We start from the raw sequence: 21695 nt of genomic DNA, 5'->3' as shown, positions 1-21695 counted from the left end.
GGGCGATAACGTAGCATTAATGCCAAACAGGCGCTGCCCAAAGGGTTCTTCCTAGGGGCTACTTACTCTTTGTTGCCTACATGGATGTAGGTAAGGGGCGTGAGCAGGACGCGGAAGCTTTGCTCGGTTTTTACTTAGCCCACTAGGTTACAAATCTCGCGCCGCGATTAAATAGCCCCTAGTTTGAACAAATTTTAATCCGCAAAGTTCAACAGACCCTAATAATATGAGTAATTTATTGAAACGTCATAACATTAGTTGTTTGTGGGTAATATCCATCAGCCATCACAATGTACGGCAGTAAATTACTAAACCATTTTTGTTGTACGCTTTGGCTGTAATTTAAGTAAAGCTTACCTTCGTGAATATAAAATGCTTCTGGGTCTATTCCTACGGCATTACCCTCATCAGCCATTGCATAAGCGCACCAGCCTCCGTATTGCGGAGCATAACGCTTTGGGTTTTCTGCAAATGCCGTTTTATTTTCTTCACTCGAAAAATGCCAGTCGGCACCTAAATAACTAAACGTATATTTGTCGCTGCCTTTAACGGCTTTATTTTGGGTGAAATAAGCAACACTGTCGTACCCTTTAATAGCCGTGTTATTAAACCAACCCGTGTTTACCGCATCATCCTTTGCGTTTGCCCCACCGCTTATTAACAGTGTGCTAAGCATTATTAAAGCAACTATGTACTTAATCATATTTTACCCTTTTATTTACTCAAAATTTTATGCCAATTAAATATGGCAGGCTTAGTGAGTAAGAAAGGCAAAGCGCAAAAATGATTTCAGTTAATGCTTAATTATTTAACGTTTAGTAATTAAGTAAGTAGTTAAACTTACTCAACTCTTAGCCAATATTGGTTTCGGTAAAAAAAGCCAATGTAGCCGCGTACTTCGAGCTTTTTACCTTCCTCTTGCGGGGTTAGTTGTAAGGTATAAGTTTTGCCATTTGTTGGGTCGAGTATTTCGCCGTCTCCCCAGATGCCATCATCCTGTGCTTTTACGTCTTTAATAATAGTCATGCCAAGAATAGGTTGGTCTTTTAATTCATCATCGCATTCACTGCATATATCGTTTTGTTTTGCAGGGTTAAGAATGGTTTCAACTTTGCCGCTTAATACACCATTGGTTTGGGTAATACGTACATACGACTTAGCTTGGTTTGTATCCTCATCAATGGTTTTCCAAAGTCCAACTGGCGTAATGGCAGCAAACGCGCTTTGGCTTGCAAAAATGGTGGCTGCTAACGTGCTAAGTAATGCTAATTTATTTAACTTTTTCATTGTGTTGCCTTTTAAATTAAGTGGCTAATGGCTAAATCATATCAGGTGATTTATAAACACACTATTAAAGCGCATCTCAAATTAGGAATAACTCAATAGAGCTCACTCAAATTTATTGCTTCACATTTTCAAATAAAATGTTTTGCACAGAGCTATATAATCAGCTGTGTAAGTATTATCTAAGTTTCTAATACACAGGGTTGATGATTCTATATCGCTTTTTACGTAGCTAAATGTCATTAAACTGCGGCTAATATCTTTATTGGGCGTGGCTTTTACTTGGCAATGAGCATTTAAATAAAGCCCATTTTGAGTAGCAAGCTCAATAAATAATGCGCCTTCAACGCTTGGGAGTATTAAGCTAAAGCGAGAACCACTATGGCTTAAGCGTTTAAAGGCATTTATTAACTCTTCAAAACTTAAGCCGTCGGTATGGCGTGCGGTATTACGCGCAGCATTGTCGCCTTTTAAGCTGTGATTAAAATACGGTGGATTAGAAATAACAACATCAAACTTAACTTCACTACTAAAGCTTTGAATAGTTTGGTGCTTAATACTTATTGTTGGCCACGGACTATTAGCTACATTTTGTAATGCTTGGGTATAGGCGCTTTCGTCAATTTCTACCGCAGTTATATCAAGCTCATTACTGCGCTGCTTACACATTAGTGCTAACAAGCCGGTGCCGGTGCCTATATCAAGTAATAACTTTGCACCGCTTAAATTAGCCCATGCGCCAAGCAAAATGCCATCGGTAGAAACTTTCATTGCACAGTGGTCGTGTTCAACTTTAAATTGTTTAAATACAAAACCAGACATTTTTTCACCTTTTCATTCACCAAGCGCAGCATAGCGCGTATAATCAGGGTAATTGTCCCTTATTTTAGACACTCTATGCAATTTTCTGAATTTGATATTGATAACAAGCTACTCGATGCCATTAATAAAATGGGCTACGAGACGCCAACCAGCATTCAACAACAAGCTATTCCTGAAGCACTACAGGGGCGCGATATTTTAGCATCTGCGCCTACTGGTACAGGTAAAACAGCGGCATTTTTAATTCCGGCTATTCAGTACTTACTGGATTTCCCACGTCGTGACCCTGGTTTTGCGCGCGTACTCGTTATGACCCCGACCCGTGAGTTGGCTTATCAAATTCATGAACAATGTGAACTGCTAGCTAAACGCACACACCTAAAAATTGGTGTAGTAACAGGCGGTATTAACTACGGCACGCATAAAGAAATTTTTGAAAAAAATAACGATATCTTAATCGCCACACCAGGTCGATTAATGGAATACCTAGAAACCGAAAACTTTCATGCTGAACACGTAGAAATGCTTATTATTGATGAAGCAGATCGCATGTTAGATATGGGTTTCAAAAAAGAAATGAGCCGTATTTGTGACGAAGCTAAAAATCGTCGCCAATGTTTTTTATTCTCAGCAACACTTGAAGGTGACAGCGTAGAAAGGTTTGCTGAAAAAACATTAAACGACCCTGCACTGCTTGAAGCTGAATCGTCACGTAAAGAAAAAGCTAAAATTCACCAGTGGGTACATTTAGCCGATGACTATCATCACAAACTAGAGCTTTTAGTAAATACCTTAAATGGTCCAGACGTGACTAAAGCAATTGTGTTTGTTAAAACACGTGAGCGTTTAGAAACACTGATTGGCGAGCTAACCAATAATGGCGTTAAAGCAGCTTGGTTACGCGGCGAAATGCCACAAGACAAACGTATGAAAGCCATGGAAAACTTCCACAGTGGCAAAACACGTATCTTAATTGCGACCGACGTAGCTGCACGTGGTATTGACGTATCTGACATCAGCCACGTTATTAACTTTGATATGCCGCGTACTGCCGACGTATACGTACACCGTATTGGTCGTACTGGCCGTGCTGGTAAAAAAGGGATTGCAATATCATTAGTTGAAGCACACGACATTGGTATTTTATATAAAGTAGAGCGCTACGTTGAACAAAAACTAAAACGCCGTGTAATTAAAGGTGTTGAGCCACAACATAAAGAAGCTAAGCCGCCGGCTAAGAAGCGTAAAGATCCAGTAAAAATGAAAGCCAAGAAAAAGGCTAAGGTTAAAAAGAAAAAGTAACCTAACATATTTTTATTCTAAGCCGACTTTTGTCGGCTTTTTTAATGCAAGCCTTACAGACTCTGGTGTTTGTACCTGTTACATATGTAACCCAAGCATGTAACTCATACTCATTTAAATGTAATTTTTGCCCACCTGAATTCCCACTTAATAAAATTCCCTTATATTTCATAGCGTTAATATTGGCACCGAAATTGTAACTACATAGATAACCTAGCCGATGGAATTTCCATATTGTGGCTGCACTATTCACCGTAATGTAAGGATTAAGTTATGAACCGCTTCAAGTTAACTATCGCTTTAGTATCATTTTGTTGTTTATTTTTATTAGCTTGCGCTACAAAGGTAAGTGCAGCAACCAACATGGCCGTAGTAAGCAGTGTAGCCACTCAACCTAACCTACAACAAACTATCACCAACACCCTACGAACTAATCCTAACCTAGCGTTAAGTGATATTCGTGTGCAGGTAAAAAATGGTGAAGTAGATTTATACGGTGAAGCACAAACTGGTTTTCAGCGCGCACTAGCTCAAAAATTTCTAGAAAATATAGATGGGGTTAAAATCATTCGTAACAAAATTAGCGTTATTTAATACGCACCAAAAAAACCTATTCGTATAACCAATTCATAAGCGCGGCTTGTTACTCCAACACAAGCTGCGCTTTTTTATATTCTGTTTAAGGCAAGCTTTGCTGCTATAAAAAAGATAAGATAAAGCCCAGGTAATACGATTATCCCTCCCCCTAAAATGATAGCTCACGCTTATACTGAAGAAGAGTGATTTAGAATTGACGCTAGCGTATTTGTCTTTGTTTTTTAGCCCTTAAGTTAACTCAATTAATATTGTAAAAACTTACACAGATTCTTTAGCCGACCTAACGAGCTTAAAAAGGATGATTTAGTTATTGAAATAGGTGAAGGCGTTATTTCAGAGTGTGCTGCAAAGGTAGTAAAGAAATCGTTGGGTAAATACTACTTTTACTTGTTAATACCGCTATGCCCAAACACAACTAATCAGAATTGATATTCAATAAACACAAAACTAAGTATTTAAACTTTTAGCTAATAATCCATTTATAAAAAAGCGCAATTTCACTCTGTAAAATTGCGCTGTTGGTAAGTAACTATTTCCCAATACTTTTGCCTAATGAGCTTTAACTAAATTACTCACTTGGGCTAGAGTCAGCACCATCACAACTTCCCTTGTTTGATGACTGCTGGCTTATTTTGTCGCTTATCATAGCATCGAGTTTTTCGCCGCCTTTAATGCCAAAATCTAAAGTACGAATTGGGAAAGGAATGCTAATGTCAGCTTCGTCTAGTGCTTGCTTAACAGCAACAACACCTTTATGGCGTACCGTCATAAAGTCAGGCTCGCCTGGGTATTTAATCCAAAACCACACTAGTAAGTTAATGCTGCTGTCGCCAAAACCTTCAGCGTATACAGCTGTTTCGTCTTTACGTATTACAAAGTCAAATTCGTTAATTTTTTCGACTATGACGTCTTTTGCTTTTTCTATGTCGTCACCGTACGAAATGCCCACTGGCACTTCTATGCGCCTAACACCTAAAGTGGTGTAATTTTTGAGTATATTTCTAAATAAGACTTTATTTGGCACCAGTATTAATTGCCCGTAAAAGCTCTCTATTAGCGTGTTACGTAGGTTTATTGAATGTATTGAACCAAACACATCATCGGTTTCTATTACGTCACCTGTTTTAAATGGCTTACGTACCCCCATTGCTATACCTGCAATTAGGTTTTCGGTCATGTCTTGAAACGCAAAACCAATGGCTAAACCCACAATACCCGCACCAGCAAGTAGCGAAGTAACGGTGCCTTTTAAGCCAACAAAATCGAGTGCAATAAATAAACCTATGCACAACACAATAACTTTAAATATTGACGCCATTAAATCGGCAATTTGTTTTGAGTCGAGTGAGCGGCGTAATACGTTTTTCATCAGCTTGCCAGCAAAGCGTGCCAATATTGAAAACACAATTGCGATCAGTATCGCAACTATAAAATTAGGGATATGACTTATTACAACATCAAACCACCCTCCGAGCTTTTCTTCTATTAGTTTTTCGGCTTCGCCAACTGACGGAATGCTGATCATTTTATTTACACCTATTTAATTAGTGTTCTCATTAATATTAGATGAGATTGCAAATATAACGCCAACATCAAAAAAGCCATGCAATGCATGGCTTTTAAATTTTTTATTTAAGCTTATAACCTAATTTTGTTCGTCGCGCATAAATACCGGCTCTAGTTCTTTAACTGTTGCCTCTGGGCTAAAGTAATAACCCGCAACAGTAAACTCTTTCAATTGGCTGAGCTGCGTTACTTTATTTTCGATAATATAGCGGGCCATCATGCCGCGTGCTTTTTTAGCGTAAAAGCTAATTACCTTGTATTGACCGTTTTTACAATCTTTAAAGTGTGGGGTAATAATTTGTGCATTTAATGCTTTTTTATCTACCGCTTTAAAGTATTCGTTTGAAGCAAGGTTAACTAAGTATTGTGCGTCTTGCGCTTTTAATACGTCGTTTAGTTTGTTCGCTATTACGCTGCCCCAAAACTCGTATAAGTTTTTGCCACGCGAGTTTTCAAGCTTGGTGCCCATTTCAAGACGGTAAGCTTGCATTAAATCAAGTGGTTTTAATAAGCCGTATAAACCCGAAAGGATACGTAAGTGGTTTTGTGCGTAATCAAGCTCGCTAGCTTTAAGCGTACTTGCATCTAAACCGCCGTATACATCGCCATTAAAGGCAAGCACTGCTTGTTTAGCATTACTTTGTGTAAACGGCTGCGCCCACTCGCTAAAGCGTGCTGCGTTAAGCCCAGATAGCTTATCGCTAATTTTCATTAAACTGCCAATTTGCGCTGGTGTTAGTTCACGGCATACTTTTATGAGCTCTTCGCTGTGCTCTAGTAATTCAGGCTGAGTGAACTTGTCTGTTGCGGGTGGCGTTTCGTAATCAAGATTTTTTGCAGGTGAAATAACAGTGATCATAGTTAGCTATTGACTTGTAATTTATTTAGTGTCAATTTCAACATTAAATGAAACGAAAAGCACGTTTTGTTTAAATAAATCCTCTCTTAATAACCCATGCATTGCCGTTTTTCTATTGATAAGGACATAAGACCTATCAAGCATTGTCACACTGTTGCAGTATGGATTGTATATATTAAGAGTGATTAGATTTTTCTTTTAACTTGCTTGGAATGAGGAAAGCAAATGACTTCAGCTCTACAAAGGCTAAAACAACATTCATCTATCGTAGCCGACACTGGTGATATTGAAGCTATTAAAAAGCATCAGCCAGAAGATGCAACTACAAACCCGTCGCTTTTATTAAAAGCGAGCGAGATTGAAGCATATAAGCCTTACCTAGATAAAGCTTGGAGCTATGCAAAAGAAACCGAGCAAGAGCCAGCTAAACAACTTGAATTAGCATGTGATTACTTTGCCGTATTACTTGGTAAAGAAATTAGCGAGATTGTACCTGGTTATATTTCAACTGAAGTAGATGCACGCCTTTCGTTTAATACGCAAGCGACTATTGATAAAGCACATACTCTACTTAGCCTTTACGAAAAAGAAGGTGTAAGCAAAGACAAAATTTTAATTAAAGTAGCGTCTACGTGGGAAGGTATTAAAGCCGCTGAGCAGCTAGAAAAAGAAGGTACTAAATGTAACCTTACTTTATTATTTAGCGATGCCCAAGCTCGCGCATGTGCCGATGCAAACGTATTTCTAATTTCGCCATTTGTTGGCCGTATTTTAGATTGGCATGTTGCTAACGGTATGGAAAAACCAACTGATCCGCTACAAGATCCAGGCGTTCAGTCTGTACGCAGCATTTTTGAATTTTACAAACGTCATGACTACAAAACAGTTGTGATGGGTGCAAGTTTCCGTAACACGGGCGAAATTATTGCTCTTACTGGTTGCGACAAGCTAACAATTAGCCCTAATCTTTTAGAAGATTTAGGTAACCTTGAAGGCGCACAGGAATACTTGCTAGAAAGCAATGTTCCACAAGAGCCAAAACCAGAGCCTCTTACAGAAGCGCAGTTCCGTTGGTTACATAACCAAGATGCTATGGCTACTGAAAAACTAGCTGAAGGTATTCGCTCTTTTGCTGATGCACAAGAACAACTAGAAGCGCGCTTTAAAGCAATGTAATTTGCTATAATCGTGTATTAAAGACGTCGCAATAGCGGCGTTTTTTTATGCCTAAAATAGGCTATTCCTCTATTTAACCTTCATATAATCTTCGTATAAACCTTCATCAATTAATCACACTTGTGTAACATAACTGTCACTTTTTTATTCTATTTTAACTAGGCCTGTGGTATAGGTATTCTTGAGGTCAATAAAATCAATAGGAGAAGTTCATGGATAGCCTAAACGATATATTAGAGATATTAGAAGGACCAGATACAACAAGGAAAACCTCTCAGAAAAATAAAAAAAGAAAATGGCGTGAAATAGAAGCAATAAAAGACAAACAGCGCCTACGTAAAGAACTACAAGAACTAGACTACTTTACAGACAGTATTGCAATTGAAGAGCTCGACTTTTAATTCAATACGCCCCAACTAAACAAAAAGGCTTCCATTACATGGAAGCCTTTTTTAATGCGCTGAAAATAGCTGCATGAGATAAATTTTATTATTCAGAGCCAGGTTATTTATACCTGCCAGTTAATCGGTTTTTCACCTTGGGCTTGTAATAGCTCATTCGTTTTTGAAAAATGCTGACAGCCAAAAAAGCCTCTATGCGCCGAAAGCGGTGATGGGTGCGGCCCTTTTAAAACATAATGGCGAGCGCTATCAATGCCTTTACCTTTTTTTTGTGCATGTGCACCCCATAAAATAAATACCACACCTTCGCAGTGCTTATTAATGTGCGCAATTACATTATCGGTAAATTGCTCCCATCCTAAATGCTTATGCGAATGCGCTTGCCCTTGCTCAACGGTCAATACTGTATTGAGTAAAAACACGCCCTGATCTGCCCAGTTTTGCAGGTAACCATGCTCAGGAATAATAAAATCTCTGATATCGACAGCTAACTCTTTGTACATATTTTTAAGCGACGGCGGCAGCTTTTTTACATCAGGCAATACCGAAAAACACAAGCCATGCGCTTGCCCTTCTCCGTGGTATGGGTCTTGTCCTAAAATTACAACGCGGATGTCATTAAGTGCGGTGGCATCAAAAGCACTAAATACTTGAGCTTCAGGCGGATAAACAGCAACACCTTCATTGCGGCGATTAGCCACATACTCTAACGTTTGCTGCATGTAAGGTTGTTGTAATTCACTTTCTAAAAATGTAGCCCAATTGCTCATTGTGTACTCTTAATCTGTTTACGTGATGCGTCTATTTTATCACACATATCCGCGAGTCCATCTAGCATGCGCACAGTAAAACGATGTAATAAATCGGCATTTACGCTAATAAATTGATCATTTTTAACAGCGGGCACTTCTGGCCACTTTTGCCAATTAACAACCGGCTGTGGTGTTTTTGATTTTTCATCAGGGATAATAATAACTTGTGGCTTAGTAACAATGACATTTTCGATACTAATTTGCGGATAATCTGTAATGCTTTGTGCAAATACATTACTTACATGGCATGTTTCAATCAGTTGGCTTATCCATGTATTTTTACTTACTGTCATCATGGGCTCAGCCCATAACTGATAAAATCCGGTAATATTTTTTTTATCTTGCTGGCTTTTAACAATCGCGTTTAGCTTTTGTTTAAATGCGCTTGCCGCTTGCTGGCTTTGCTCAATATTCCCTGTAAATTCACCAAAAGTAAGTAACTCGTCCGCAACACCTGCGATTGTGGTGGGATTACTCAAATACACTTTTATACCTAAACGCTCTATTTGGGCTAAGTCTTCGCTTTGATTTCCGCTTTTCCACGCAATAACTAAGTCGGGTTTAAGCGCTAATACTTTTTCAAGCGAGATGCCGTAATAACCCCCTATGCGCTCAATACTTTGGGCTTCACTTGGATAGTCGGCGTAATCAACCGTGCCCACAATATTATCGCCCGCTCCTATGGCAAATAGGTTTTCGACAATGTGCGGTGCAAGCGCGATTATCCGTAGCTTTTTAGAATCCTTGGTCTGCTCTGCAAGTGCACTGCCCGATACACTAAAAAGCAGTAGCCCAATAAAAAACGCTTTAAACATTAGTAATCAAACCCTTCGAGCGCTTTTATGCCTGAGTCGAATGCATGTTTTACATTACGCACTTCACTTACGGTGTCGGCAAGGTCGGTTAAAGTACGATGCGCTGCACGCCCTGTAATAATAACTGACTGCATTGGTGGGCGGTTATTAAGCGCTGTTACTACTTCATCTAAATCAACGTAGCCGTAGGTCACCATATACGTAAGCTCATCAAGTAATACTAAATCAATACTGCTATCAGCAAGCATGCGTTTTGACTCTTGCCATGTTGCTTGCGCGGCTGCGGTATCGGCTTCTTTATTTTGCGTATCCCAAGTAAAACCGGTGTTCATTACAACAAACTCAACGCCTGCACCTTGTAATAAATTACGCTCGCCACATTCCCACGTACCTTTAATATATTGGCAAACAGCGGCTTTTTTACCATGCCCAACGCAGCGTGCTACAACGCCAAAGCCCGAGGTTGATTTACCTTTACCGTTACCGGTAATTACCTGAAAAATACCTTTTACATCTTGCGCAGCGGCAACGCGCGCATCCACTTGTTCTTTTACTTTTTGTTGGCGCTGCTTGTGCTTATCGTTGTTTTGTTCAGTCATTATTGTGCCCTTCATAAATCGAGATAATTTGCTGTATATTTAAATGCGTTTCACACATGGTTGCTAACCGTTCTAACTGCTGCTCGCGGTGAGCAGCAATACTAATTGGGTTAATTGAGGCACTTGGTTTTACCCATTTTAAAATTTGCGATGTAGCACCGGCTTCATCAAATAAACCATGTAAATACGTACCCGCAACGGCGTTATCATCACTAATAAAGCCGTCAAACGTAAAACCATGTGGGTGGTTTTCATCAAAGGTTAAAAATGGCTTATTAAGCGCTGCACCTTGGCTAATCCCTGCATGTATTTCGTAACCACTACAGGGTGTTGATTGGTTATTTAAAAGCAGTGTAGCGGTTATTTTAGTTAATACTTTTTGTGTTGTTAGCGTGGTTTCAAAGTCGCACAGGGCAAGTCCATTTACTTGCTTTAATGACGATTCAATACCCTCGGGATCGTTGAGTGTATTGCCCAGCATTTGCATGCCGCCACAAATACCAAGTACTTTGCCACCATAGCGTAAGTGGCGCTTAATTTGAGTGTCCCAGCCTTCATTTTTCAAAAAACTTAAATCGCCCAGCACGTTTTTACTGCCTGGGAGAATTATCAGATCAACGTCTGGGATCGTTTGCGTATGGCGCACATAATTTATATTAATGTTTGGGTGCAAACGCAGTGCATCAAAATCGGTATGGTTACTAATGTGTGGTACAAGCAGCACTGCAATATTAATTGAGGCGTTGGTTACGTTATTATCAATTGCGACGGCGTCTTCAGCATCAAGCGCGAGGTCGTGCAAATAAGGTAATACGCCAAGCACGGGTTTGTTTGTGTATTCTTCAAGCCAATCAAGCCCGCCTTGTAGCAAACTCAAATCGCCCCTAAAGCGGTTTATAACAAAGCCCTTTACGCGCGCCTGTTCTGACTCGCTTAACAACGCAAGCGTACCTACCAAATGTGCAAACACACCGCCTTTATCTATATCGGCAATAATAATGACAGGGCAATCTACCTCTTCGGCGTAACCCATATTGGCAATATCGTTTTCACGTAGGTTTATTTCAGCAGGGCTCCCAGCCCCTTCAACAAGGAGTAATTCAAAGCGTTTAGCTAAGCGGTTATGTGAGGTAATTACTGCATCCATCGCTACTTTTTTATAGTCGTGATATTTGCCCGCTTCCATATTACTAATGGCTTTTCCGTGAATAATCACTTGTGCGCCAGTGTCGCTATTAGGTTTAAGTAATATAGGGTTAAAGTCTATTTCGGGCTCTACTTTAGCTGCTATTGCTTGCAAAGCTTGCGCACGACCAATTTCGCCACCATCTTTTGTTACTGCGCTATTAAGTGCCATATTTTGTGGTTTAAAAGGCGCAACCTTTACCCCTCGCTTAGCAAACGCTCTGCAAAGGGCTGCAACTAGGGTGCTTTTACCTGCATCTGATGTAGTGCCTTGCACCATTAAGGTCTTCATGGAGTTACACCTTTCGCTTTCTAAAAAACAATAAACTCAAAAAGAACACGCTACCAATAGCAGCGGTTATAACACCTACGGGCAGCTCTTGGTTTTTTAGCAATGAGCGCGAAAGTACATCAACCCACACCATAAATGTACCGCCCACTAAGCTGGTTACTAGCAATCCCGCGATGGTGCCTTGGGAGATAAAAAAGCGCACAATATGCGGCACCATTAATCCTACAAATCCAATCCCACCACACATAGCCACCAGCACAGCGGTAATTAATGAGCTCAAAACCAGCATAAGTACTCTAAAGCGCTGGACCCTAACACCTAACGTAATTGCGCTTTCATCGCCCAGCAACATAGCATTGAGCTGCCTTCTAAAGCTCAGCATTACAAATGTACATAATGTAATTACCAACAAAGGCAACCAAAGCGTTGCCCACTGCGCACGAGCAAAGCTGCCCAGTGTCCAAAATAAAATAGCGGCTACCGCCTGAGGGTCGCTCCAATAAAGCAACAAGCTGGTAAATGCACTAAATAAAAACGACAGAGCAACGCCTGCTAATAGCATTGATTCTACCTGTGCACTTTGCTGCCTACCTGCAATCAATATTAATAAACTCATAGCGAGTAAGCTACCTAATAACGCTGCTGCAGACAGCATAAAGCCTGCGCTAATACCGGCAAATGCCATAAGTAACACCACGCCAAATGAGGCACCTGACGATATACCAAACAAGTAAGGATCGGCTAAAGGATTGCGCGTGACGGTTTGTAAAATAAGCCCTGCAATTGCTAATCCTGCGCCAGCCATAAACGCAAGTAACGTACGTGGCATTCTTAGTTCAAAAATAATACGCGTATTAAAAGACGCATCATTTGAGAGTAAAAAACTATTAAGTACGTCTTGAAGCGAGGTTTCTGCGGCGCCAAAACTAAGTGCTGCAAATAAGCTAAATAAAGCAGCTGCAATACTTATACATAGTGCAAGTGAGTGACGAGTATTAACTGCACGCATATTATTCGTAACCATAAAAGTAAGTGATATGAGGGATGCTATTTCCCGACTTCGATATTTGCGGGTGGCTATTTACTTGGGCGCATACACCAAAAACGTCGCCTAGCATGTTTTCGGTTAATACCTCACTTGGCGTGCCTGTATGCGTAATTTCACCATTTTTAATAACCACTAACTCATCGCACATTGCAGCGGCTAGGTTTAAATCATGAAACGATGCAAATACAGTTACACCCAACGATTTAGCCAGCTCCATTACCTGTATTTGGTATTTAACATCTAAATGGCTGGTTGGTTCGTCCATTATTAATAACTGAGGTTGCTGCACAATAGCACGAGCAATAAGCGCTCTTTGTTTTTCACCGCCTGAGAGCGATTCAAAGCTTTGATTACTGTGTTGTTCAAGCCCTACAGTATTTATTGCTTGAGTAATTTTTTGTTTATCATTGTTAGTTACTGAACTAAATAGCGATTTATGAGGAGTAAGCCCAAGTGCAATAACGTCAAATACGCTTAAGTTAAATTGCGAAGGGGTTTCTTGAAGTACCACAGCGACTTGCTTTGCATAATCTTCACTTTTAAGTTGCCAAATATCATGATTATTAAAAGTAATCTGCCCTGATGTTGGCCGGTTAAAACGATATAAACAACGCAGCAAACTCGACTTACCCGCCCCATTTGGGCCAATTAAACCAACAAATTTACCTGGCGATATTTGCAAATTAATATCATTTAAAATGCTTTTATTGGCAATCCCCCACGAAACATTTTTAACGTTAAGTAAAGGCGTGTTTAGCGCTGATTTAGTGTGCAACAGTGAGTCCTTGGTTGGCGTGAACTCACTAACAATACAGCTAACAATAACTAGTGTATTAATAAAAAATGAGTAAACCCGCTCGTTAAAAAATTATACCAATCTATTTAGATATAGAACCTATTAAGCGATAAATTTAATTCGTTAAATTGTTCAAATATTTATGCTGATTGGTATTGCTCATTTGTATCTGACTTAAAGCGTTGTACTAATTACAGTTACGGGAATAGTTGAGGATTTGCACCTCATTCCAAATGAGGGTCTATTATGGGCGGGTAAATAATTTAAAGCAAAAAAAACCGCACTCAAAAGAGCGCGGTTAAAAAGGGAGTGTTTAAACTAATTTAGCGAATAGTTAAAACTTGTATTCCATACCTAAGCCTACGTAGTCTTGGTCAACGTTGTTGTCCATATCGAAGCTTGAGTAAAAGCCAAATACTTTAATGTTTTTATTTAATTTGTGATCAAGACCAACTGATATTGCTGACTTATCGTCGCTGTCGTCAAAATCCATGTCTTGGTATTGCACTTTAAATGTGTTGTTACCCATACTGTAAGCTGCATTTAATAGGTAACCATCCGCTTCTGCGCTGCCGTCAACTTTTTCTTGTGTTTGGTACATTGCACCTAACTTAAAGTTTTCAACTTTACCTTGGATTGATGCACGTACTACATCGTAGCCATTTACTTCACTATCGGCTGCGATAGAGGCATATACTGCGCTCTTTTTAAGTGCCACGTCGCCGTAAGTAACCGCCATTGAGTAACCGTTATCAGCGTCTACATCATCTTCAGCTACAAAAGTAGCAAGTACTTTAAAGCCTTCGTATGAGTTTGATGAATAACTAACAGTATTTCCTAAGCGGTTTTCACCTTTAAATACATTTTTAATATCGCCTTCAAGGTCATTAAATAAATCTAACTTACCTTGAGATTGCTTAAGCGCAGTATCGTTACGACCAATAACCACTTGGCCAAACGCACCTTTTAAACCAACGTATTGGTTACGCGCAGAAATATTGTCGTCGTTATCGCCTTTTGAATCAGCATCAGACACATCAACTTGAAATTCGAACTTATAAACGGCTTCTAAACTATCATTTATTTTTTCAGAACCTTTAACACCAAGGCGAGAAGCATTACTTTTAATTTCAGTAAAAGACCCTTCGCCATCATCAGATGATTGCACTGTTACATTCGCTTTACCGTAAATGTCTACATCAGCAAGTGCATTAAAAGATAAACCACTTAATAGCGCTAAGCATAAGCTCGATTTTACAAATTTCATGTTATTTCCTTGGATAATCACAAAAGACTAATTTTTAAAACTGCTGCATTTTGTCATCGCTAAATGACAGTAATATTACAACGGAAATATTAATGTCTTTTTTTGTTAATAAAAATGCATTAAATGTGAAATCAAAATAACATGAAAGCTTAGGGTCTGTTGTTCTTTGCGGATTAAAATTTGTTCAAATTAGGGGCTATTTAATCGCGGCGCGAGGTTTGTAACCTAGTGGGCTAAGTAAGGACCGAGCAAAGCTTCCGCGTCCTGCTCACGCCCCTTACCGACATCCATGTAGGCAACAAAGAGTAAATAACCCCCTAGGAAGAACCCTTTGGGCAGCGCCTGTTTGGCATTAATGCTGCGTTATCGCCTATTTATGGGGAATAACCACACTACATAGACTCTGCCTTGCCTAAATACCAAACAGACTGCTGCAAATTTAACCTTGAAAAATCAACAGACCCTACTAAATGGTCTCTCTTACTTACCTTGCTTTAATGACAAGCTTGGCGTCATTTGCGATAGTAAATTAACTAAGGTTTCTATTAGCTCTTTTTGCTCGTTGTCTCTGTGGTATGCAATAAACACGTCTCGCGAGGTATTTTCTACCCCTTTAACATGAAACAGTTCACCTTTTTCTAAATGCCCTTCTACCAATACTTGAGGTATAAACGCACTGCCACCACACTGCAGTATTAAATCAAGTGCAATACGTCCTGTGCTTGTTCTAAAGTAAGGAGGCGTTTTACCGGTAAACTGGCGTGCATGCCAAAGTGAGAAAGTAGTTCCCCAATCAACATATACATATTGATTATCAAAAAAGTTTTCGTTCGTTGCAGTGTCATATCCGCTTACTGGAATGATAGGCAATTCACAAATTCGCTCTACCACTAATTCGTCCACTTTTGGTGGATCAAACAATATTGCCAAATCGAGAGTGCGCTCTAATAATAGTCGAGTGCTTTCTTGTTGTGCTTTAACTTCTGCAACCAACGACACGCCCGGCATCGCCGATACAATATTTGTTATACCAAACTGTAAAAAAGCATCCCAAATATTAGGCGTTCCTGCTAAGCTAATTTGCTTATGCATATTATCGGCAAGAGCAACATCGACTTTGGCGCGCTGCATACCTGTAATAATCATTTGCGCGTGCGGTAATAAACGCTCGCCAGGTGCTGTAAGTTGAATGTTATTACGCTGGCGAATAAACAAATTAACACCAAGTCCTTGCTCTAATTGACGAATTCTAAAGCTCACTGCAGACTGCGTAATATAAAGGTTTTCAGCCGCTTTACCAAAGTGACGCGTGCGCACTACCTCAACGAATGTTTTTAATAAATCGATATCCAATTTTTTATCCTCACGATAAAAATAATTTGTTTAATAAATTGCCAAACTTGCATCATACTCCAGCTAATTACTAAGGTATGAGGATAAAGCTATGAGCAATAACATTTCATTACTACGCCAAGCATTTGTTAGCCAACGTCAATTTTATGATGATCAAAACTTTCCACGTGGTTTTGGCCGCAGCGGAAACTTCACCTTGTTAGAAGCCAGCATATTAGAACAGCACGGAGTTGTTTTAAAAGGCTTATACTCTAAAACTATAGCGCCACAAAATGAACACCAAGAACAATTTGTAGCGGTGGTTACGGGTTCTTTAGAGCCTACAAACCCAATTGAGCGTGCGTGGGTTAAATACTTAAAGCTAACAACCTGTAAAACTAAATTCCACACATTATTTGGTCGTTCTAAAATGTCAGGGCCAGCCCCCATTAGCCAAGAGTATTATTCAGAAGCAGATAGCTTGTAAGCCACTAAGTTATTTGCTTTTTTGCGTTTTAGCAGTTACAACTTGTATTAGCAAATACTTTTGCAAAATATTAAACAAGGTAGCTACGTGACGCGAAAAATACTAATAATTGAAGATACGCCTACTATAGCGCGTGTGCAAAAGCACATTGCGCTTAAAGCTGGCTACGAAGTTGATATCGCCGAGTCGTTAGCTCAAGCTAAAGAACTATTAAGTTCAAACGCCTATTTTTGCGCTGTAGTCGATTTTATTTTACCAGATGCCCCGTCTGGTGAAGCGGTACCTTGTACTGTTAATGCTGATATACCGACGATTGTAATGACGGGCAATATTGATAAAAAAACTCGCGATACAGTAGAAAAATATCCAATCATCGATTACATCATTAAAGAAAACAAACAAGCTTACCAATATTTAGAAAAGCAATTACTGAGACTAACTCGCAACGAAAATGTAAAAGTACTCGTTGTTGACGATCTAGCCTCTACACGAAGTTATATATGTAATTTACTTGCACGCCATAAATATCAAATATTACAAGCAGAAGATGGAAAAGAAGCACTTGCTATGCTTGAAGCTGCTCCTGACATCTCGGTTATTATTACTGATAATGAAATGCCAAATATGAACGGTGATGAATTGTGTACCGAAATTCGCCGTTTATATAATAACGATGAAAAAGTGATTATAGGTATTTCAGCCGCAGACTCGTCTGATTTATCAACTTTGTTTTTAAAAAATGGCGCAAACGATTACCTGCATAAACCTTTTAATAATGAAGAGTTTTATTGCAGACTTAGCCAAAACGTCGATATGTTAGAACTTATGGCCACCATAAAACGACAGGCAAATACTGATTACCTTACTAATTTACCAAACCGCCGTTACTTTTTCGAAAAAGCTGAAAAGTCACTAAAGAAAATTAAACGTGCTAAAGGTGATGGTGCTTTAGCGATGCTTGATATTGATCACTTTAAATCAATTAACGATACATACGGACACGATGTTGGCGACGAAGTATTAAAAGGGCTCTCTATTTGCTTCAGTAAATATTTTAAAAAGCACTTGGTAGCACGTTTAGGCGGTGAAGAGTTTGCAGTTTGCTTTATGAATATAAACAAGCAAGAAGCACTTAAGCGCCTTGAAGGCTTTAGGTATTTTATAGAAATGAATAGCCAAGAGTTTAGTAAAGCTAAAATAAAATTCACTATTTCTATTGGCTTTGCAAACGGGCCTGTTTATCAAATTGATGAACTTTTAAAACAGGCCGACTTAAAACTTTACGACGCTAAAGAATCAGGTCGTAATAAAGTGGTTAGCTAAGGCTATTGAAGTTAAATAATAAGTTAAACAACTTCTGCGGCAGTAATAGCCGCTTTTTTACGTTTACGTGATTGATGGTAAGAGTCCCAACTAAAAATAGCCAGTGCACTCCAAATACATGCAAATGTTACTACACGCTCTGCGTCAAACACTTCCCCATAAAACACCACAGCGAGTATAAACATTAAGCTTGGCCCAATGTATTGAAAAAAGCCAAGTGTAGTGTATTGCAAACGCTTAGCTGCACCGGTAAAACACAGCAGTGGTAATGTCGTTACAATACCAGCACTAATTAGTAGTACATTAGTATGCCAATCGTTAGCTGCTAAGCTTGAAGTCGGTGTTGGCACCATTAACCACCAATAAATAAGTGCGACAGGCAGTAATATAAGTGCTTCGAGTAAAATGCCAGGCAAGGCTTCAACCGGTAATTTTTTACGTAATAGACCATAAAGTGCAAATGATATAGCCAGTGAAAAAGCAACTACAGGAAACGAGCCAAAACTAATTAGCTGCAGCACTACGCCGCTAAAGGCAAGGGCTACTGCTACGCCTTGGAACTTACGCAGGCGTTCGCCTAAAAAAAGCATACCCAGTAATACATTTAAAAGAGGATTTATGTAATAGCCCAAGCTTGCGTCAAGCATATGGTTATTATTTATAGCCCATATAAATAAACCCCAATTAAACCCAAGCAGTGCAGAGGTTATAACAAGCATAAGCAAAAGCTTGGGTTGAACGATAATGCGTTTAATTTTACTCCAATACCGTAAAACACTTACTACCAATACTAAAAACACAACCGACCAAATAACCCGATGCATTAAAATTTCAAAAGCAGAAACATGCTGAATCAACTTAAAGTATATTGGCGCAAGGCCCCACATTAAAAAAGCAAGACAAGCAAAAATAGCACCTTTACGCTGCTCAGTATCAATCGACATAATAAACACTTAGTGATTTAAAAGGTCGCTAGTTTACTTGCCATACGCGTTTTATCCAACTAAATACGTGCCGGTTCCAAAAGCAATTTGAACAGACTGTTCGTTATGTAATTCCATTCTGCATACACATACTTTATTACCTGAACGAATAAGTGTTGCACTGGCAGTAAAGCTTTCTCCTTTACCAGGGCGCAAATAATCAGTACGTAAGTCGATAGTCCCAAGCGTGGCTAATTTTGTTTGCACGCTTGTGATATCTAAATCGGTGAGTTTATCAATTACACTTGCTGCAGCGAGCATACCGCCTACATTATCAAGTACGGCTGAAATAACACCACCATGGAGTATTTTTTGCGCAGGATTACCAATGAGTACATCCTGCCACGGGAACGTAATTTTGGCCTGTTCAGGGCTTAACGACTCAACCGATATTTGTAAAAACTGGTTAAACGGCATGCCATTTACAAATAACGCGCCCACTTGTTCAATTAACATTTCTTTATTCATTATTATTCTCTATGTCAAAACAGGTAAGATGAGTAAAACATACATAGTGTAAAACTACGAGACTCCACTTAAATAATTTATCAAGTAACTCAGCTAAAGACATCTCACWAAAAAACCACWAAAATACCCGCCAATGAATACATCAACTCCACCTTCTAGCACCCTAGTGCGTAAACCCGAAACTGTCCTCAAACAAGTGTTTGGTTACAGTGAATTTCGCGACGGTCAAAAAGCAGTTATTGATGCTGCAATTAACGGCCGAGACTCGCTTGTATTGCTCCCTACTGGCGGCGGAAAATCAGTATGCTACCAAATTCCTGCTTTAGTGCTTGAAGGTGTAACTATTGTTATATCTCCGCTTATATCGCTAATGCAAGATCAGGTAACGCAACTGCAAGCACTTGGAGTAAAAGCCGCTTACGTTAATAACAGCTTAGCGCGAGAAGAACAGCAATTGGTTTATCAACAGCTTCATCAGGGGCAAATTAAGCTTTTATATGTAGCGCCTGAAAAAGTATTACAACGCGAGTTTTTAGAGCGTTTGTCGCATTTAAATGTGAGTTTATTTGCTATCGACGAAGCGCACTGTGTATCGCATTGGGGCCATGACTTTAGGCCGCACTACTTTCGCTTAAACGAATTAAAGCAACGTTTTGCACATGTTCCAATGATGGCGCTTACTGCAACTGCCGATAAAGCCACACGGTTTGATATAGTTGAGCAATTAAAACTACAACAGCCTTATATTCATACTGGCAGCTTTGATCGCCCCAATATTCGTTACACCATAGAAGAAAAATTTAAACCTATGGTGCAACTGCTTCGCTACTTAAAAGAGCAAAAAAGCCAAAGCGGTATTATTTATTGCACCAGCCGTAAACGCGTAGACGACATTGCTGAAAAGCTTGCAGATGCAGGGCTAAACGCTGCCGCTTACCATGCGGGTATGAGTAACGAACAACGACAATTTGTACAAACGGGGTTTGCTCGTGACGACATTCAAATAGTGGTCGCAACCGTTGCTTTTGGTATGGGAATAAACAAACCTAACGTACGTTTTGTACTGCATTACGATATTCCAAAAAGCATAGAAGCCTATTATCAAGAAACCGGACGAGCCGGTCGTGACGGCTTAGCCGCAGAAGCCATAATGTATTTTGATCCGGCCGATATTGGTCGTGTTAGGCGCTTTTTTGAAGATATAGACGATGAGCAACGCCGCCGCGTAGAAGAGCAACGCTTTAACGCAATGGCAAGCTTTGCCGAAGCGCAAACATGTAGACGTCAAATACTCCTTAACTACTTTAGTGAATACAAACGCGAGCAATGCGGTAACTGCGATATTTGTATAAACCCGCCAAAAAGCTTTGATGGAACTTTAGTTGCCCAACAAGCGCTTTCGTGTGTATACCGAGCCGGGCAACGCTTTGGCTTAGGTTATATTGTTGAATTATTACGTGGGGCTAATACAAGCCGTATACGCGATAACAACCATCATGAGTTAAGTACTTACGGTATAGGTAAAGATAAAAGCAGTGAGTTCTGGCTTAGTATTTTACGCCAGCTTATTCATCAGGGTTTACTAAGCCAAGATATAACGCAAGGTGCGTCACTTAGATTAACAGAAGCCGCGCGTGCAATTTTAAAAGGTGAGTACGCACTGCAGTTAGCCGAGCCTCGCCTGCAAGCTAAACACATTTACCAAGATAAGTTAGCGCAATTTAATTACGATAAAAAGCTATTTGCTCGCCTGCGCGCTCTACGTAAAGAACTTGCTGATGCCGATGATGTACCACCTTATGTGGTATTTAATGATAAAACGTTAGCCGAAATGGCGCAGCTTATGCCAACAAACGACAGTGAATTTTTAAAAGTGTCGGGTGTCGGTTTTACTAAGTTAAATAAATACGGCGGCGAATTTTTAACTGCGATTCGACATTACCTAGCCACAAATTAAGAACCTTATGACTCAAATAGAATACGACCACGCTCACAAATTCATTTTAATTACACCAGTCGAGCCTCCACACGATGAAGACTTTGAACTGTGGAGTACACTCTTTTTACACTCAAATGACATAACCATCAACGAATACTCTGCAGGCGCCGATCGTCATCAAGTTCGTTTTACTTATAATCACCATACCTTTAACTTAAACTACGAACATTACAGTCAAAGTGTCTGGATTAATGGCGAAGGTGTTGAAGCAGAACACTTATTAGCTGCACTTGCCTTTTATTTAGGCTAATTTTAGGCGTCAAATTTACCTAAGCAGCCTTC

General features: G+C 39.6%; 23 protein-coding genes and 1 riboswitch. Of the genes, 8 read left to right on the top strand and 15 right to left on the bottom strand.

Annotated features, from left to right (window positions below; translation table 11 throughout):
- Window positions 1–235: 235 nt before the first annotated feature.
- The 3 genes from EU510_RS13660 to EU510_RS13650 all read right to left on the bottom strand — a co-directional run bounded on the left by EU510_RS13660 (window position 236) and on the right by EU510_RS13650 (window position 2106).
- A complete protein-coding gene (locus EU510_RS13660) occupies window positions 236–703 on the bottom strand; it encodes a YHS domain-containing (seleno)protein (protein ID WP_149593947.1) in 468 nt (155 codons plus the stop codon).
- 137 nt (window positions 704–840) lie between these two features.
- Window positions 841–1287 carry a DUF2147 domain-containing protein gene (locus EU510_RS13655; RefSeq protein ID WP_149593946.1) on the bottom strand — a complete coding sequence of 149 codons (447 nt, stop codon included), beginning with the start codon at window positions 1285–1287 and terminating at the stop codon, window positions 841–843.
- A gap of 120 nt (window positions 1288–1407) precedes the next feature.
- Entirely contained in the window at window positions 1408–2106 is a 699-nt protein-coding gene (locus EU510_RS13650; protein WP_149593945.1) for a tRNA1(Val) (adenine(37)-N6)-methyltransferase, read from the bottom strand.
- 75 nt (window positions 2107–2181) lie between these two features.
- Here EU510_RS13650 and srmB point away from each other — a divergent pair, with 75 nt between their 5' ends.
- Together srmB and EU510_RS13640 are read left to right on the top strand one after the other, a co-directional pair.
- Window positions 2182–3408 carry an ATP-dependent RNA helicase SrmB gene (srmB, locus tag EU510_RS13645; RefSeq protein ID WP_149593944.1) on the top strand — a complete coding sequence of 409 codons (1227 nt, stop codon included), beginning with the start codon at window positions 2182–2184 and terminating at the stop codon, window positions 3406–3408.
- Window positions 3409–3681: 273 nt separating this feature from the next.
- A complete protein-coding gene (locus tag EU510_RS13640) occupies window positions 3682–4002 on the top strand; it encodes a BON domain-containing protein (RefSeq protein ID WP_002961403.1) in 321 nt (106 codons plus the stop codon).
- A 571-nt stretch (window positions 4003–4573) separates the two neighbouring features.
- Here the strand turns inward: EU510_RS13640 and EU510_RS13635 are convergent.
- Together EU510_RS13635 and yaaA are read right to left on the bottom strand one after the other, a co-directional pair.
- Window positions 4574–5530, bottom strand: a complete 957-nt coding sequence (locus EU510_RS13635) for a mechanosensitive ion channel family protein (RefSeq protein ID WP_149593943.1) — start codon at window positions 5528–5530, stop codon at window positions 4574–4576.
- A 120-nt stretch (window positions 5531–5650) separates the two neighbouring features.
- Complete coding sequence (yaaA, locus tag EU510_RS13630; RefSeq protein ID WP_149593942.1) at window positions 5651–6430, bottom strand: peroxide stress protein YaaA; 780 nt, start codon at window positions 6428–6430, stop codon at window positions 5651–5653.
- 225 nt (window positions 6431–6655) lie between these two features.
- Here yaaA and tal point away from each other — a divergent pair, with 225 nt between their 5' ends.
- The gene (gene tal / locus EU510_RS13625; RefSeq protein ID WP_149593941.1) at window positions 6656–7606 is read left to right on the top strand and encodes a transaldolase; all 951 of its coding nucleotides are present in this window, start codon (window positions 6656–6658) and stop codon (window positions 7604–7606) included.
- A 212-nt stretch (window positions 7607–7818) separates the two neighbouring features.
- Window positions 7819–8007, top strand: coding sequence for a DUF3545 family protein (locus EU510_RS13620; RefSeq protein ID WP_007583746.1), 189 nt, complete (start codon window positions 7819–7821; stop codon window positions 8005–8007).
- 107 nt (window positions 8008–8114) lie between these two features.
- Here EU510_RS13620 and ung read toward each other — a convergent pair whose 3' ends face one another.
- The 8 genes from ung to EU510_RS13580 all read right to left on the bottom strand — a co-directional run bounded on the left by ung (window position 8115) and on the right by EU510_RS13580 (window position 16174).
- Window positions 8115–8777 (bottom strand): uracil-DNA glycosylase, encoded by a 663-nt coding sequence (ung, locus tag EU510_RS13615; RefSeq protein ID WP_149593940.1) that lies wholly within the window; start codon window positions 8775–8777, stop codon window positions 8115–8117.
- Window positions 8774–9634, bottom strand: coding sequence for a cobalamin-binding protein (locus EU510_RS13610; RefSeq protein ID WP_149593939.1), 861 nt, complete (start codon window positions 9632–9634; stop codon window positions 8774–8776). The genes ung and EU510_RS13610 overlap by 4 nt, the downstream gene beginning before the upstream one ends.
- The gene (gene cobO, locus EU510_RS13605; RefSeq protein ID WP_007376484.1) at window positions 9634–10233 is read right to left on the bottom strand and encodes a cob(I)yrinic acid a,c-diamide adenosyltransferase; all 600 of its coding nucleotides are present in this window, start codon (window positions 10231–10233) and stop codon (window positions 9634–9636) included. The genes EU510_RS13610 and cobO overlap by 1 nt, the downstream gene beginning before the upstream one ends.
- Window positions 10226–11710 carry a cobyric acid synthase gene (locus EU510_RS13600; RefSeq protein WP_149593938.1) on the bottom strand — a complete coding sequence of 495 codons (1485 nt, stop codon included), beginning with the start codon at window positions 11708–11710 and terminating at the stop codon, window positions 10226–10228. Before EU510_RS13600 ends, cobO begins: the two co-directional genes overlap by 8 nt.
- 4 nt (window positions 11711–11714) lie before the next feature.
- The gene (locus tag EU510_RS13595; protein ID WP_149593937.1) at window positions 11715–12719 is read right to left on the bottom strand and encodes a FecCD family ABC transporter permease; all 1005 of its coding nucleotides are present in this window, start codon (window positions 12717–12719) and stop codon (window positions 11715–11717) included.
- Window position 12720: 1 nt separating this feature from the next.
- The gene (locus tag EU510_RS13590) at window positions 12721–13533 is read right to left on the bottom strand and encodes an ABC transporter ATP-binding protein (RefSeq protein ID WP_149593936.1); all 813 of its coding nucleotides are present in this window, start codon (window positions 13531–13533) and stop codon (window positions 12721–12723) included.
- A 163-nt stretch (window positions 13534–13696) separates the two neighbouring features.
- Window positions 13697–13821: riboswitch (cobalamin riboswitch) on the bottom strand.
- A gap of 67 nt (window positions 13822–13888) precedes the next feature.
- Window positions 13889–14821 carry a porin gene (locus EU510_RS13585; protein WP_002961381.1) on the bottom strand — a complete coding sequence of 311 codons (933 nt, stop codon included), beginning with the start codon at window positions 14819–14821 and terminating at the stop codon, window positions 13889–13891.
- 480 nt (window positions 14822–15301) lie between these two features.
- Complete coding sequence (locus EU510_RS13580; RefSeq protein ID WP_010553277.1) at window positions 15302–16174, bottom strand: LysR family transcriptional regulator; 873 nt, start codon at window positions 16172–16174, stop codon at window positions 15302–15304.
- Between the two features lie 91 nt (window positions 16175–16265).
- On the opposite strand from EU510_RS13580, the gene EU510_RS13575 reads away from it, so the two are divergent.
- On the top strand, window positions 16266–16640 hold the full coding sequence (locus EU510_RS13575; protein ID WP_104643301.1) for a DUF413 domain-containing protein: 375 nt from the start codon (window positions 16266–16268) through the stop codon (window positions 16638–16640).
- A gap of 87 nt (window positions 16641–16727) precedes the next feature.
- Window positions 16728–17963 carry a diguanylate cyclase gene (locus EU510_RS13570; RefSeq protein WP_149593935.1) on the top strand — a complete coding sequence of 412 codons (1236 nt, stop codon included), beginning with the start codon at window positions 16728–16730 and terminating at the stop codon, window positions 17961–17963.
- A 23-nt stretch (window positions 17964–17986) separates the two neighbouring features.
- Here the strand turns inward: EU510_RS13570 and rarD are convergent, their stop codons facing one another.
- Both rarD and EU510_RS13560 read right to left on the bottom strand, forming a co-directional pair.
- A complete protein-coding gene (gene rarD / locus EU510_RS13565; protein ID WP_149593934.1) occupies window positions 17987–18907 on the bottom strand; it encodes an EamA family transporter RarD in 921 nt (306 codons plus the stop codon).
- A gap of 51 nt (window positions 18908–18958) precedes the next feature.
- Window positions 18959–19414 (bottom strand): thioesterase family protein, encoded by a 456-nt coding sequence (locus tag EU510_RS13560; protein ID WP_024596241.1) that lies wholly within the window; start codon window positions 19412–19414, stop codon window positions 18959–18961.
- 133 nt (window positions 19415–19547) lie between these two features.
- On the opposite strand from EU510_RS13560, the gene recQ reads away from it, so the two are divergent.
- Together recQ and EU510_RS13550 are read left to right on the top strand one after the other, a co-directional pair.
- Window positions 19548–21371 carry a DNA helicase RecQ gene (recQ, locus tag EU510_RS13555; protein WP_149593933.1) on the top strand — a complete coding sequence of 608 codons (1824 nt, stop codon included), beginning with the start codon at window positions 19548–19550 and terminating at the stop codon, window positions 21369–21371.
- Between the two features lie 7 nt (window positions 21372–21378).
- Window positions 21379–21663 (top strand): DUF3630 family protein, encoded by a 285-nt coding sequence (locus EU510_RS13550; RefSeq protein ID WP_149593932.1) that lies wholly within the window; start codon window positions 21379–21381, stop codon window positions 21661–21663.
- Window positions 21664–21695: the final 32 nt, after the last annotated feature.

The sequence above is a fragment of the Pseudoalteromonas sp. FUC4 genome, assembly GCF_008370255.1.
Taxonomy (GTDB): Bacteria; Pseudomonadota; Gammaproteobacteria; order Enterobacterales; family Alteromonadaceae; genus Pseudoalteromonas.
Note: the sequence above shows the minus strand (reverse complement) of the source record. Positions and strands in the feature narration are given on the sequence as shown.